Genomic DNA, 14,434 nt, shown 5'->3' with positions numbered 1-14,434 from the left:
CACCCCCTCAGTGCGCTGCATCCGCGACCGCGGTGGTCGCAGCGGTGGTGTCGGCCTGTGGCGCCGGCGCGGCTGCCTGTTCGCCGTCAAGCGCCTGCTTGGCGGCCGCCAGCTCAGTCACCGGATAGGTCTCTTCCAGCTCGACCATCTGCACCGAGGGGACGGTCACCGCACCTTCGCCGAGCAGCTCATCGGCGAGCCCCTGTGCGAACGAGCGGTAGTGGAGCTTGGCGTTGACGGTGACACTCTGGGCGTCTTCCGGCACGTTGAACCAGTACTTGCCGTATTTGTAGCCCTTCGGCGGGATGGTGTTGCGGGTGGAGAAGCGCACGATCTCCCAGGGGTAGTGGGTGTGCTTACCGTCCTTGTCGACGGCATGGGAGTTGAAGATGACGGTGTCCTTGGGCAGCTCGTTCTGCGCATCCAGGCTACCGTTGCGCATCAGCTCGCGGCCCTGGTCGTCGGTGACCACGACTTCCAGCCAGACCTGGCGGATTTCCGTGAGACTGGTGGGCAGGTGATGACCGGCGCGGTCGTTGGTGACCTTGACCTTCGCCCGGTGCAGCTGGCCGTCCTCTTGGGTGACATACAGCTTCAGCGAGGCGACGCTCTGCAGACGCTTGATGGCCTCGTCGTAGTTGCTGCCGCGGCCCAGATCAACGGGGTTGTCGGAGTCGGCCAACTCGTTGTTCATGGCGGCGGTGATGACCGCGTTGCCGCCGACGAAGCCGTGCTTGTGGACCACCTTGCGCCAGGGTCCGCCGAGCCCGGCGAAGCCCTCGATGGAGGATTCATTCAGTGCTTCCGGGGGCTTCATTTCGTCGGCGACCCGGTTGGCGACCTCCACCGGCATCATGTGGCAATCCTGACAGTGGATGTCGTTCTGGGCATAGACGGAGTACTTCCACTCGTCGTAGGTGCGCTCGATGGGGAAGTTATTGCCGGGATGGAAGATGTTGTGGCAGTTGCCGCAGAAGTCGGACTCGCCGTGGTGCTCGGAATCGGCGGTTTCGTGATAGGGCGAGGTGGCGTTGGGCAGGTTGGCGCGCTTGACGTTGCCCGGGTCCATCACGATGGAGGTGTTGCCGTGCTCGAGCACGGCGGTCTTCTGCAGGTTGGTGCCCGAGATGGTGTGACAGACGTCGCAGGAGACCCCCATTTCCGCCACGGGCGGCGCACTGAAGGCGCCGTGCAGACCGGCGTCGGGGTCGAACTCTACGGTCTGGGTGGCGGTGCCGATGGGGGTGTGGCAGCCACCGCAGTGGTTGCGGTTGTTGGGGTCGGCCTTCTCGGCGATGGCCCACAGCGCCTGGAAGACCGGGTCTTTGAAGGCATTGGAGTGCATGGAGCCGTTCCAGCCCTGGTACTGCTCCGTGTGACATTGGCCGCAGAGCCTGGGGTCGGTCCAGTCTTCGGGGTGGACGTTGCGGCCGTCGGCGGTGGTGATGTAGCTGGGCGGGAAGCGGCGGCCGTCGGCGTCGGCTTCCGACGCCTGGGCGCCGGGGGCGGCTTCCGCCAGTACCATGCCCGGCAAGGCGAGAAAGCCGCAGAGCAGGGGTGTCGCGAGCGCTAGATAACGCCGCGCGCGACCGTGATGAACGGTGTGGCGCATCGCTTGGTCTCCTTCGGTGATTGGCCGCTCAGTGGCTTCGGTTGCACCCGAAACTCCGGCGGTTGACGGTTGTTGTAGCGTGTTCCCGGCACAAAGTAGACCAAAAGGCGCGGCCTGACTACCATGCTGACATATAGGGATTTACCCCCATTCGTCTCAGCATTACCCTGATACGTCGCTAGGGGCTTGATTCTGAAACTGATCTTCAGCCTTTCAGCTTGGCCCGGAGCAGTGCGTTGACCTGCTGTGGGTTGGCCTTGCCCTGGCTCTGCTTCATCACCTGGCCGACGAAGAAGCCGAACACCTTCTCCTTGCCGGCTCGGTACTGCTCCACCTGCTGGGGGTTGGCCGCGATGATGGCGTCGATCATCGCTTCGATGGCGCCGGTGTCGGTGATCTGCTCGAGGCCCTTGGCCGCGATCACCTGGTCCGCAGCGCCTTCGCCGGCCCACATGGCCTCGAAGACCTGTTTGGCGATCTTGCCGGAGATGGTGTTGTCCTGGATGCGCTTGATCAGCCCCGCGAGCTGCGCCGCGTCCACCGGGCTGGCGGCGATCTCCAGGTTGGCTTTGTTGAGCGCCGCCGCCAGTGCGCCGGTGATCCAGTTGGCGGCCTGTCTCGCCTCACCGCAGAGGCTGGCCGTCTGCTCAAAGTAGCCGGCCATGGCCCGGCTCGAGGTGAGCAGCGCCGCGTCGGCATCGTTGAGCCCGTAGGTGTCCATGAACCGGTGCCGCATGGCGTCGGGCAGCTCTGGCAGGTCCTCTGTGGCCTGCGCGATGAAGGCGTCGTCGAGCTCCACCGGCAGCAGGTCCGGGTCGGGGAAATAGCGGTAGTCATTGGCCTCTTCCTTGGTGCGCATGGAGCGGGTTTCGTCCTTGTCGGCGTCGTAGAGGCGCGTTTCCTGGATCACCGTGCCGCCATTTTCCAACACGTCCGTCTGGCGCTCGATCTCGAATTCCAGTGCCTTCTGCAGAAACCGGAAAGAATTGATGTTCTTGATCTCGGTGCGGGTGCCGAAGCGCTCCTCGCCCTTGCGCCGCAGCGAAATGTTGGCGTCGACGCGGAAGGAGCCCTCCTGCATGTTGCCGTCGCTGATGCCGATCCAGCGCACCAGTTGGTGGATCTTTCGGGCGTAGGCCACGGCTTCGGCGGGCGAGCGCAGATCCGGCTCGGAGACGATCTCGAGCAGCGGTGTGCCGGCGCGGTTGAGGTCGATGCCGGTCATGCCGCCAGCACCCGATCGGCCATCCTCATGCACCGACTTACCGGCATCCTCCTCCAGGTGGGCGCGGGTGATGCCAATGGTCTTCACGCTGCCGTCGTCGAGGACGATCTCAACCTCGCCGCGGCCGACGATGGGCAGCTCGTACTGGCTGATCTGGTAGCCCTTCGGCAGATCCGGGTAGAAATAATTCTTACGCGCGAACACCGAGCGCGGCGCGATCTCGGCGCCGATGGCGCGGCCGAATTGCACGGCGCGGCGCACGGCGCCCTCGTTCAGCACCGGCAGCACGCCGGGAAAGCCCAAATCCACGGCGCAGGCCTGGGTGTTGGGGGCGGCGCCGAAGGCGGTGGCGGCGCCGGAGAAGATCTTGGATTGCGTCGCGAGCTGGGTGTGGATCTCCAGCCCGATCACGGGTTCCCACTGCATGGTGTTGTGTCGCTTGCGTCTGCGTCTGTGCCGCCCGAGGCTGCGGCGAAATTCGCAGTATCCCGCAATCGGCCGGGTGACGTCACCGCTCGGCGCAGCCCGACGCACGAGCGGCGCCGATGCACGCCTTCGCAGACGGCCGGCGCGGCGGCGCCATGGCGGAGCCGGCGCCATGGCGGAGCTGGCGGTGGGCGACCGCCTGCGGCCTCACAGGAAATCGCCGAGCTGCATGCCATGCCCGTTGTCGCGATGTGCCGCCTGTGCGAGGAAGAGCTCGGCGGCCGCGAAGGCGTCGCTCAACGCATTGTGGGCGCCATGGCGCGGCAGGTTGTAGCGCTCGCACAGCGCATGCAGGCGCAGGTCCGAGGCCTTGAACGGGATTTGACGGCGCTCCAGCAAGCGGCGAGCCACCGCCTGGGTGTCGACGGTGCGCACCAGCAGTCCCTTGCCCCAAAGACGCCTGCAGGCGGCGTCGAGGAAGCCCAGCTCGACCCTGGCATGATGAGCAATGAGCACGCGCCCGGCGAGATCCGCCAACAGCTCAGGCAAAGCGCTGGCGAGCTCCAGGCCGCGAGCGGCTTCGTCGTCGGTGATCTGATGGATCACGGCGCTGTCGGCGGGGATATCGCCGGTCACACGCACCAACCGGTGGCGACAGCTGTCGAGATGGATACGGTTGCCGGTGATGCGCACCCAGCCGATGCTCAGGATCTGATCCCGGCGGGCGTTGAGACCGGTGGTCTCCAGGTCGACGGCGACATACTCCACGGCCTTGTAGTCGCAGCCCGGCTGCGGGAAAGGCGCGGCCAGATAGTCCCGCAGCGGGCATGCCGCGAGCCGGCGCAAGCGCCAGCGACGACGCCAATCCAGGGGCAGGGCGCTCATAGGCGGGTGATGTCGTCAGCGGATGCGTGCACCAGGGGCGGCCGAGCAGGTGTCGCCCTCAGGCGAAACGCCCCGCCTGGTAGCGCTGGCCCAGGGACTCCTGCATGGTGTGGATCAGGGCGAAGGCGTCCTTGAGATGGCCGCGCTCCAGCGGCGAGAGGTCGTCCGGCGATAGGAAGTTATCCGCCTGGGTGCCACGTTTCAGCTGCTCGGCTTGATGGCGCATCCGCAGGGTCCCGATAAATTCATAGGCATCCACCAAGTTGGCGGCGCCGTCTTTGCTCAACGCGCGGGCCTCGCCCGCAGCTTTGAGGCGTTCGATGGTGTTGATGTCTTCGAGTCCGGCGGAGAGGGCATAGACCCGGGCCAGATCCACGATGGGCACGATGCCGCGGTGCTTGATATCGAAGGTCTGGTCGTGCTCGCCGCCGCGAATCAGCACCAATTTGCGGAAAAAGCCCAGCGGCGGGCGGTGCTTCAGCGCATTGGCGGCCATGTAGGCGATGTAGATGGTCTCCTGCCTCGACATGTGATGGATGCGCTCGGCGAGCTCGTTGAAGAGGCCCGCTGGGTCGTGAATGGGGCGCAGGTCGAAGAATACGCTGGAGAGCATCAGCGCCATGGGCTCCGGGCGCTTGATCCAGGTGTTGAAGTACTTGGTCCAGATCTTCAGCGGTTGACGCCACTGGTCATTACTGGCCATGACATCACCGGGGCAGTAGACGTAGCCGCAGGCGTTGAGTCCGTCGTTGACCCGCTGGGCGAGCGCCTTGAAGTAGGCATCATCCTCGGGTTTGAGATGGTCGGCGATGAGCAGCGCATTATCCTGGTCGGAGTGCGAGGACTGCTCCCGCCGCGCCTGGGAGCCGCCCGCCATCCAGCAATAGGGCACCGGTGGCGCGCCGAGCTCCGCCTCGGCGAGCTCCAGCAGCCGCAGGGTGATGGCGTCGGTGACGGCGGTGATGGCCTGGCCGATCTGGCTTGCGGTGGCGCCGGAGTGCACCAGTTGGATCTGCAGCTCCGACAGCCGCGCACTGATGCTCGCCAGCGTGTCCAGGGATTCGGCCTTGCGGATATCCCCCACCAGATAGACGGCATTAGCGCTTTGTATGCGTACCAGGTCCGACGTCGACACGACCCCGCGCACGCCGCGCTCGTCGAGCACCGGCAGGTGGTGAACATTGAGGCGCGACATGGTGATGAGCGCTTCGAAGCCGAGGGTGTCTTCGCGCACCGTATGCAGGCGCTCGGTCATGATGCGGCGCACCGGCTCCTGCGGTGACACCCCCAGCGCGAGGCAGCGGTTGCGCAGATCCCGGTCGGTGATCATGCCCACCAGGCGGTCACCGTCGGTGAGCACCAGCGAGGAGACGCGGGCCTCGCTCATGATGCGGGCCGCGTCGCGAATGCTGATGTCTGGCCCGCCGTGTACCAGCGGGCGATTCAGCAGCTCCCCCACCTGTACCGTCATCAGCGCGGTGCCGGTGGCATCATCCTTGATGGTGTCGAGCGCGCGACGCAGCCGATCGGACATGGACGCATCGAAGTGGCTCGCAAACTCGGTGTGCGCCCCACGCAGGCGGTCCAGCACCTCGCAGGGCAGCAGATAGGCGAGGGTGTCTTCGGCGGTCTGCCCGGACAGGCCTTCCATGCCAAGGCCGCCCTGCCCGCAGGGCGACGGACACAGATCACCCTCGGCGAGCTTGCCGATGAGGTTGTCGCCGTCGTCACGCAGCTCGACGGCGCCGCGGCGCAGGATATACAGACAGGGGCTGTCGTCATCCGTTGGTGGAAAGGGTGTGCCGCGGCGCAGGTAGCGCACCGAGAGCCGCTGAGGCAGGGCGTCGAGCGCGCTGTCCGGCAGGCGGTCGAAGGGAGAGTGACTGGCCAGAAATTCGCGGATTTCGATGAGCTCGACGTCCATCGCTGCCTCGTGGTTGCGGAGCAGGCGCAAACCACCGCGCCCGGACCGCCGCAACATATCGCACTCTTCGCAACCGGGCACCCGTCGCGGCTGCGATAGATCAAAAAACACGCGGCATACAGCAATTTTCCGCGGTGAGCCGCAAGCTGCGGAAGCGCACGAATCCGCTTCGTTCACGCGGTGATGCGAGTCGTGTCGAGCGCATCAAAAAGCCCCGCCGGAGCGGGGCTTCAACAGGTGCGTTGGCGTTGTCTTCAGCGCTGGGTTTTCAGCGCTGGGTCTTCGGCGCTGGACTCAGTGACCGGTGGCCTCGCCGGCGCCGCGCGGCACGCGCACATCTTCCACCAGATGCTGGATGTGCTCCGGCGGTGCCTTGGTGACTGACGCCACCACGAAGGCGACGACAAAGTTCACCGCCGCGCCGACGGCGCCGAAGGCATTTGGTGAAATACCAAAGAACCAATCCGGACCCATGCCCAGCTCCGGCATCAGGAAGGCGGTGCCGGGGATGAAGAAGATCCCCTTGTGCTGGAACACGTAGAGCAGGGTCACGGTGATGCCGGCGAGCATACCGGCAATGGCACCGGCATTGTTCATCTTCTTCATGAAGATACCCATCATGAGCGCCGGGAAGATGCTCGATGCCGCAAGCCCGAAGGCGATGGCGACGGTGCCCGCGGCGAAGCCCGGTGGATGGAGCCCGAGATAGCCGGCGACGATGATGGCGAAGATCATCGACAGACGTCCCGCGTTGAGCTCCGCGCGCTCGGAAATGCCAGGCATGAACACGCCTTTCAGCAGGTCATGGGAGATGGCCGAGCTGATGGCGAGCAGCAGACCGGCGGCGGTGGAGAGTGCGGCGGCGAGACCACCAGCCACCACCAGCGCGATGACCCAGTTGGGCAAGCCGGCGATCTCGGGGTTTGCGAGCACCATGATGTCGCGGTCCACCTTGACCATCTCGTTGCCCTTCCAGCCGAACGACTCGGCCTTTTCGTCGAATGCCGGGTTCTGATCGTTGTAGTACTGGATACGGCCGTCGTCGTTCTTGTCCTCCCAGGCCAACAGACCGGTTGCCTCCCATTTCTTGAACCACTCTGGGCGATCTTCGTAGAGCAGATTGCCCTCCTCGCTGCCCACGGGTCCGATCTGGATAGTATCCATCAGATTGAGTCGCGCCATGGCGCCGACCGCCGGGGCCGTGGTGTAGAGCAGCGCGATGAACACCAGCGCCCAGCCGGCGGAGTAGCGGGCATCCTTGACCTTCGGCACGGTGAAGAAGCGGATGATGACATGGGGCAGCCCCGCGGTGCCGATCATCAGCGACAAGGTGTAGGCGAACATATTGAGATAACTGCCCATCACCTGTGTGGTGTACTCCTTGAAGCCGAGCTCGGTGACGACCTGGTCGAGCTTGGCGAGCAGCGTCATGCCTGTTTGGGCACCGTTCTCCACATAGCCGGCGCCGAGGCCGATCTGCGGCAGCGGGTTGCCCGTGAGCGCGAGGGAGATGAAGATCGCCGGAATAGTGTAGGCCAGGATCAGCACCACGTACTGCGCGATCTGCGTGTAGGTGATGCCTTTCATGCCGCCGAGCACGGCGTAGACGGCGACGATGCCCATGCCGATGTAGAGGCCCAGCTCGTAGCTCGTCTCGAGGAAGCGCGAGAAGGCCACGCCGATACCCTTCATCTGTCCGATGACGTAGGTGATGGAGGCGAGGATCAGGCAGATGACCGCGACGATACGCGCCGCCTGCGAGTAGTAGCGATCACCGATGAACTCCGGCACCGTGAACTTGCCGAACTTGCGCAGGTAGGGCGCCAGCAGCAGCGCCAGCAGCACGTAGCCGCCGGTCCATCCCATGAGGAAGACCGAGGCGCCGTAGCCGTTGAAGGCGATGAGCCCGGCCATGGAGATGAACGACGCCGCGGACATCCAGTCCGCCGCGGTGGCCATGCCGTTGGCCACGGGATGTACGCCTTTGCCGGCGACGTAGAACTCACCGGTGGTGCCGGCGCGCGCCCAGATGGCGATGCCGATGTACAGGGCGAAGGTGAAGCCGACGACGGAATAGGTCCAGATATCGAGATTGGTCATGGCTCAGGCTCCCATTACTCGTCGACGTCGAACTTCTTGTCCAGCCGGTTCATGGCTGCGGCGTAGATGAAGATAAGGACCAGGAAGACATAGATGGAGCCTTGCTGTGCGAACCAGAAGCCGAGCGGATAGCCGCCGATCTGGATGCTGTTGAGTGGCTCGACCAGGATGATACCGAGACCATAGGAGACGATGAACCAAAAGAAAAGCAGAATGAACAATAATCGAACATTCGCCTTCCAATAGGCGGCGCGATTTTCGGGTGTCACCGGTGTTGTCCCTCCCTCTGAGACAGGAATCGATTGGCTGGATGTGGACGCTCGGCGGGAGGCCGACGATGGCGGCCCGACACAAAATACCGCAGCGCACGGGCTGGCCTGCGCGACCCCTCAGCGTTGTTGTCATAGTCCATGACCGCGCGCAGGGCGAGGACATGGCTGCCGGCGCATTGTGTTGCTGGCACTCATGAGGTGTCAACGTCGGCGGACGCAGTGCAGGGCTCGCCAAATCAATAATTATGATTATTTTGGCCGGATGTTGCGGTTTCGTGTTTGCTGCGGGTGGCAGTGGGCGGATGCGCCGGGGCAGGGCGAGACTGCCCGGCGCGTCTGGCCGGCCACCAGGCCCGCTGCTGCCGTGGCTCTAAAAAACCTGAAAAACAAAGGTGTGTGGCCTCGAGCCCGGCGTTGCTGCAGGGATTTTGTCCGCGGCGCTCAGGCCTTGATGTTGCCCAAGGCCGCTCGGGGCGGCGTCGCCGATGGGGTATCGGATGCCACGCGATGGGCCCGATACCGATCCCGGCCCGAGTGTCCTGGCCCGAGTGCGATCTTGCTGAGGCGGGGGTGCCGAGCTTGCGCCCGTCGCGGGATTTGCCTAACTTGCAGGGTTTCGTACCGTCCCCGGCCGTTGGCCGCCGAGCCCGCCCAGCGCATCAGCGAGGAGGCTACATGCACTACATCAGCACCCGCGGCGGCGTCGCGCCGGTCGGCTTCGCCGATGCCCTGATGATGGGGCTCGGCACCGACGGCGGCCTACTGGTGCCGGCGCAACTGCCGCAGGTGAGCGCCGATATGCTGCGGGACTGGTCGCAGTTGCCGTTCCAGGCCCTGGCGCTGGAGGTCATGACGCCCTTCGTCGGCGGCGAGATTCCACGCGAAGACCTCGCGCGGCTTGTGAATCAGTCCTACGCCGGTTTTTCGCATCCGGAGGTGACGCCCCTTCGCGAAGCCGGTGGGCGCACGTATCTCGAGCTCTTCCACGGGCCGACGGCGGCGTTCAAGGATGTTGCGCTGCAACTGCTGGGCAATCTGTTCGAATACCTGCTGGAGCGAGACGGGGGCCGGCTCAATATCCTCGGCGCCACGTCCGGGGATACGGGCTCCGCGGCCATCTCCGGTGTGCGTGGCAAGCCGCGCATCAACATCTTCATCCTGCACCCGAAAGGCCGGGTCTCGCCGGTGCAGGAGCGGCAGATGACGACGGTGCTGGACGCCAATGTGCACAATATCGCCGTGCACGGCACCTTCGATGACTGCCAGCACTTGGTCAAGACCCTGTTCCAGGATCTGGAGTTCAAGGCGCAACACTGCCTCGGCGCCGTCAATTCCATCAACTGGCTGCGGATTCTGGCGCAGACCGTCTACTACTTCTACGCCTGGGGCCGAATCACCGGCGGCGATCCGGCGCGCGGCGTCAGCTTCGCGGTCCCCACCGGCAACTTCGGCGACGTCTTCGCCGGCTACCTGGCCAGACGCATGGGTCTGCCGGTGGATCGGCTGGTCATCGCCACCAATCGTAACGACATCTTGACGCGCTTCGTCGCCGATGGTGTCTACGCCAAGGGCGAGGTGTTCCATACGCTGAGCCCGGCCATGGACATCCAGGTGGCGTCCAACTTCGAGCGATACCTGTATTATCTCCTGGACCAGGATCCCGCCGCCGTGCGCGCGAAGCTGGCGGACCTGGAGCAAACCGGCGCGCTGACCGTCGAGCCCGAGCGCCTCGGACAGGTGCGCGCCGATTTCGCCGCCGCCGCGGTGAGCGATGCCGACACCCTGGCGCAGATGCGTGAGACCTTCGACGCCAGCGGCTACATCCTTTGTCCGCACACCGCCGTGGGTGCCGCGGCATCGCGCGATGCACCGGACACCGTCGTGCTGGCCACGGCGCACCCGGCGAAGTTCAACGAGGCCGTGCGCGAGGCCATCGGCCGCGAAGCGCCGCCGCCCCCGGCCTTGTCCGGACTGATGGACAAGCCCGTGCGCTGTGACGAGCTCGAGGCCAGCGATGTCGCGCTGCGCGAGCACATCGAGGCCACCCTCGCCACCGCGTGAGGCGAGCGCGGGTTGTTGGCCATTGCGGCCAAGCATGGCACGGCGCCGGAAATCGCCGTTGCCCGGTTTCCGCATCGCCGGCGGCTTGTGCCGCCGGACAGGGCGGGGCATCCTGCCCCGGCAGGTAAACGCCGGTGAGTCGGCGCTTCCCCGGCCGCCATTGGCGAAGACCGGCGACGCCCGCGGGCAGGGCCGGGCGCCGTCCTCCCAAGGCGGCCCGCGGCGCGGCGGACGCCGCCAGCACCATACCCCGCAAGACCGGATGCCGGGCCGGAGAGCGAGACCATGAGCACCGACCAGAGCCAAATCCTGATTCTCGATACCACCCTGCGCGACGGCGAGCAGACCCAGGGCGTCGCCTTTTCGCCGGACGAGAAGGCGCAAATCGCCCAGGTACTGCTCGAGCAGTTGCGCCTCGACCGCATCGAGGTGGCCTCGGCGCGTGTCTCCCGCGGCGAACAGGCGGCGGTGGCGCACATCGTCGACTGGGCGCGGGACAAGGGCCTGGATCACCGGGTGGAGGTGCTCGGGTTCGTCGACGACGGCAAGAGCATCGACTGGATTCGGGACGCCGGCGGTGGCGTCATGAATCTCCTCGCCAAGGGCAGCCGCAAGCACTGCGAGACGCAGCTGCGCAAGACGCTGGACGCCCATGCCGGTGACATCCTGCGCAACGTGGCGCTGGCACGCGAGCGCGGCCTCAGGGTCAATTTGTACCTGGAGGACTGGTCCAACGGTTATGCCGACGATCGCGCTTATGTCTACGCATTCATGGAGCGTCTGTGCGAGAGCGGCGTCGAGCATTTCATGTTGCCTGACACCCTGGGGGTCATGACCCCGGAGCGTGTCTTCACGGCGATCATGGATATGATCCGCCGCTTCCCGGGCTGCCGCTTCGATTTTCATCCGCACAACGACTACGGCCTCGCCACCGCCAACGTGGTGGCGGCCGCCCAGGCCGGCGCCGCCTGTGTGCACTGCACGGTCAATTGCCTGGGCGAGCGCGCGGGCAACGCCTCACTGGCCGAGGTGGTGGTGAACCTGCGCGACCAGCTCGGCATGGCGCTGTCCATCGACGAGCAGCACCTCGCGCGCGCCAGCGAGCTGGTGCAGTACTTCTCGGGCAAGCGCATCGCCGACAACGCGCCCATCGTCGGCGAGGATGTCTTCACCCAAACCGCCGGCATCCACGCCGACGGCGACCACAAGGGCGGGCTCTACGCCACCAGGTTGTCGCCGGAGCGCTTCGGCCGCCGCCGGGTGTATGCCCTGGGCAAGCTCGCGGGCAAGGCCTCGCTGGCGAAGAACCTGGAGCGTCTGGGTGTGCAGCTGTCCGCGGAGCAGCAGCGCAAGGTGCTGGCGCGGATCGTCGAGCTCGGCGACTCCAAGAAGCGCATCACGTTCGAGGATCTGCCGTTTATCATCGCCGAGGTGCTGGACTCCAGCGATTACAACCACGCCGAGCTCCTCGCCTGCAACGTCTCCTCGAGCCTGGGCCTGCAGTCCACCGCCAGTATCAAGCTGCGCCTGCACGATACGGTGCACACCGCCGCCGGCAGCGGTAACGGCGGCTTCGATGCCTTCAACCGGGCGCTGGCGGAGATCACCACTCGCGCCGGCCTCACCCTGCCGCGGCTGCTGGACTACGAAGTGCGCATCCCCAAGGGCGGTCGCACCGATGCCTTGACCGAGTGCACCATCACCTGGGCCCACCGCGGCGGTGTGCCGGCGCCCGGCCCGGCGACGGCGCCCGGCAGCGAAGCACCGGGATTGCCCGATGCCCCGAGCGGCGGGGGTGGCTTCGGCGGCAGGCGCGGTGGTGAGTTCAAGACCCGCGGGGTGCACGCGAACCAGGTGTTCGCGTCCATCAACGCAACGATGCGGATGCTGAATCTCGTCGTGCACTGGTCCCTCACTGAGATCGAGCGTGCGGCCGATGGCGCGGCCCCGGCGTCCGGCGCCGAGCCTACAAGCGCGACCCAGTCCGTCGCCTGATCGATCCTCGGCCTCTGCTGCGTGTCGCCGTCGGCGGCGCACCGCCGGGGCCGAAAGCTCCACGCCCGGCAATCACCCGCAGCCTCCACCGCGACGCGCCGCCGCCGCGTCGTGTCACCAACCGAGCCAAAACCATGCCACGCACCAGCAAAGTCCCGTCCCTGCTCGCCATCTCCATGGCCTGGTCGGCGATGATCGCGTTCATCATGACCGCCATCACCTTCTTGCATCAGACCCCAGGGGAGGTCGCCACCGCCGGCGGCGACGGCCTGCAATGGGGACAGGTGGGCTTTCTGTTCGTCCTCTGGTTCGTCGCCGCCGAAGCGACGCTGGTGATCGGCGGCGCCCTCTATCTGGGGGCTGCACTGCTGCTGGGACGTCGCTCCGGCGGCGGCTGATCGCCACCATCCGGCGACTGATCCCCGCGCCAGAAGGCCTCCAGCAGCCGGCAGGTGGCCTGCGGGTGCTCCCAGTGCGGCAGGCCCTTGTGCGGCGCTAATGTTTCATGACGCCAATTGGGCCGGGCCGCCGCAAACTCAGGCAGCTGCTCGAACGTGACATAAGGGTCCCGGTCGGCGATGGCGAGCACGGGCATTTGCGTGAGCTTGGCGTAGAGTGCCGACAGGGCATCGCGGGTGAAGAGCTGGGTGGAGAGGAAATACAGCGGCGCATAGCGTGCCCCCGGCTGGTGCGCGGCGCTGTAGGCGTAATCCACCAGCGCCTGCGGTGCCGCATCGATGAAGGATTTGCTCAGGTAGTAGCGGATGCTGGGCTTGGACGCCACCAGGTCGAACAGCCGCTGGCGCCACAACGGCAGGCTCAGGGCCCGATAGGCCACGCGGCCGGTGTTGGGGCCCGGCATGGCGCGGGCGCTGAAGCCCGTCGGTGAGATCAACACCAGCGAGGCCACGGCCTCGGGTGCCGCCAGTGCGGCGCGAGCGGCGAATTCCGCGCTCAGCGACAGTGCCAGCACGTCCGCGGGCCGGCCGATGACCTGCGCCAGCACGGCGCCGATGGCGTCGGCGTACAGGGCCGGAGAATAGACGCGGTCGCTGCGCTCGGACTGCCCGAATCCCGGCAGCTCGATGCTATAGACCGGGCGTTCGCCGCGGAAGTGCTCGAACAGCGGCCTGACCTCGAAGCTGCTGGGGGCCGCATTGATGCTGTGAACCAGCAGCAGTGGCCGGCCGTCGGCCGTGGTGTCAGCGTAGTAGGCGATGCGCCCGGCGCTGCGGGTGTGAAGCTGCGCCAGCGGTGCCGAGAGTGCCGGCGGCAGTTGCGCTGCTGCGGGGGTGCTACTGCCGGCCGGGGGGCGCTGTTGTGTCATGCTGCGATGTCCTGTGGTCTGTGCACGGCGATGGTTGCAATCGCCCCACCGCTGCGCCGATGATGCGCCGCCTCACTGGCGCGGCTTGCGTCGGCGCGGCCCACGCTGGGGTCGCGCGGTCGGCCCGTGCAGCACGGGGCGCGCTGGGTCATGTTGTCCGGGTCATGCTGTCCGGGCCATGTTGTCTGATTGGAGTAAACAGGTGAATCCGGAAAAGGTCGTCTTCGGTTTTTTCATTCTCCTGGCCCTGACCCTGAACGTCGGCTTCGTCTTCGGCGACATCGACGAGCCGGGCCATCACCACGTGTGGGAGTTCGCCGCGGTGGTGGTGGTGAATGCCATTGCTACGGTGCTAAAGCTCGGCGATCGCACACAGATGGGTGCCGTGCTCTTGGCCACCAGCCTGGTGGCCATGTTACAGCTCATCGCCGGTGCGCTGGTCTGGACCATCGCCGCGCACGGCACGGCGGCGGGCTTCACGCCGCATGCCCTCGCGAGCGTGGTCTCCCTGGCGGTGGGTGCGGTTGTGGCCAATGTGGTCTCCGTGGTGTTGCTGATCGTCGAGACGGTGATGCTGCGTCGCTGATCGCGGCCCACGGCGGCCTCT

The 14,434-nt window shown here is 66.1% G+C and carries 11 protein-coding genes; 4 read left to right on the top strand and 7 right to left on the bottom strand.

Going from position 1 to position 14,434, the window contains the following annotated elements; translation table 11 throughout:
* Positions 1–7: 7 nt before the first annotated feature.
* The 6 genes from QZ588_RS05595 to QZ588_RS05570 form a co-directional block, all read right to left on the bottom strand.
* Positions 8–1,612, bottom strand: coding sequence for a multiheme c-type cytochrome (locus QZ588_RS05595; protein WP_295540705.1), 1,605 nt, complete (start codon positions 1,610–1,612; stop codon positions 8–10).
* A gap of 205 nt (positions 1,613–1,817) precedes the next feature.
* Complete coding sequence (gatB, locus tag QZ588_RS05590) at positions 1,818–3,263, bottom strand: Asp-tRNA(Asn)/Glu-tRNA(Gln) amidotransferase subunit GatB (RefSeq protein WP_295540703.1); 1,446 nt, start codon at positions 3,261–3,263, stop codon at positions 1,818–1,820.
* 207 nt (positions 3,264–3,470) lie between these two features.
* Positions 3,471–4,148, bottom strand: a complete 678-nt coding sequence (locus tag QZ588_RS05585) for a 3'-5' exonuclease (protein ID WP_295540701.1) — start codon at positions 4,146–4,148, stop codon at positions 3,471–3,473.
* Between the two features lie 58 nt (positions 4,149–4,206).
* Positions 4,207–6,072 (bottom strand): putative nucleotidyltransferase substrate binding domain-containing protein, encoded by a 1,866-nt coding sequence (locus QZ588_RS05580; protein ID WP_295540699.1) that lies wholly within the window; start codon positions 6,070–6,072, stop codon positions 4,207–4,209.
* A 294-nt stretch (positions 6,073–6,366) separates the two neighbouring features.
* Positions 6,367–8,172 carry a sodium:solute symporter family protein gene (locus QZ588_RS05575; RefSeq protein ID WP_295540696.1) on the bottom strand — a complete coding sequence of 602 codons (1,806 nt, stop codon included), beginning with the start codon at positions 8,170–8,172 and terminating at the stop codon, positions 6,367–6,369.
* Between the two features lie 14 nt (positions 8,173–8,186).
* Complete coding sequence (locus QZ588_RS05570) at positions 8,187–8,441, bottom strand: DUF4212 domain-containing protein (RefSeq protein ID WP_295540695.1); 255 nt, start codon at positions 8,439–8,441, stop codon at positions 8,187–8,189.
* A gap of 678 nt (positions 8,442–9,119) precedes the next feature.
* Between QZ588_RS05570 and thrC the strand changes: the two genes are divergently transcribed.
* From thrC to QZ588_RS05555, 3 genes are all read left to right on the top strand, one after another.
* Complete coding sequence (gene thrC, locus QZ588_RS05565; protein WP_295540693.1) at positions 9,120–10,505, top strand: threonine synthase; 1,386 nt, start codon at positions 9,120–9,122, stop codon at positions 10,503–10,505.
* A 285-nt stretch (positions 10,506–10,790) separates the two neighbouring features.
* Positions 10,791–12,500, top strand: coding sequence for an alpha-isopropylmalate synthase regulatory domain-containing protein (locus tag QZ588_RS05560; RefSeq protein WP_295540691.1), 1,710 nt, complete (start codon positions 10,791–10,793; stop codon positions 12,498–12,500).
* Positions 12,501–12,634: 134 nt separating this feature from the next.
* Entirely contained in the window at positions 12,635–12,898 is a 264-nt protein-coding gene (locus QZ588_RS05555; RefSeq protein WP_295540689.1) for a hypothetical protein, read from the top strand.
* Here QZ588_RS05555 and QZ588_RS05550 read toward each other — a convergent pair.
* Positions 12,850–13,827 (bottom strand): alpha/beta hydrolase, encoded by a 978-nt coding sequence (locus QZ588_RS05550; protein ID WP_295540687.1) that lies wholly within the window; start codon positions 13,825–13,827, stop codon positions 12,850–12,852. The genes QZ588_RS05555 and QZ588_RS05550 overlap by 49 nt on opposite strands.
* 202 nt (positions 13,828–14,029) lie before the next feature.
* On the opposite strand from QZ588_RS05550, the gene QZ588_RS05545 reads away from it, so the two are divergent.
* Complete coding sequence (locus QZ588_RS05545) at positions 14,030–14,413, top strand: DUF6394 family protein (RefSeq protein ID WP_295540685.1); 384 nt, start codon at positions 14,030–14,032, stop codon at positions 14,411–14,413.
* The last annotated feature ends 21 nt before the right edge of the window (positions 14,414–14,434 follow it).

It is taken from the genome of uncultured Thiohalocapsa sp. (assembly GCF_913062725.1).
Lineage (GTDB): Bacteria > Pseudomonadota > Gammaproteobacteria > Chromatiales > Chromatiaceae > Thiohalocapsa.
This window is presented reverse-complemented; position numbering and strand designations above follow the sequence as displayed.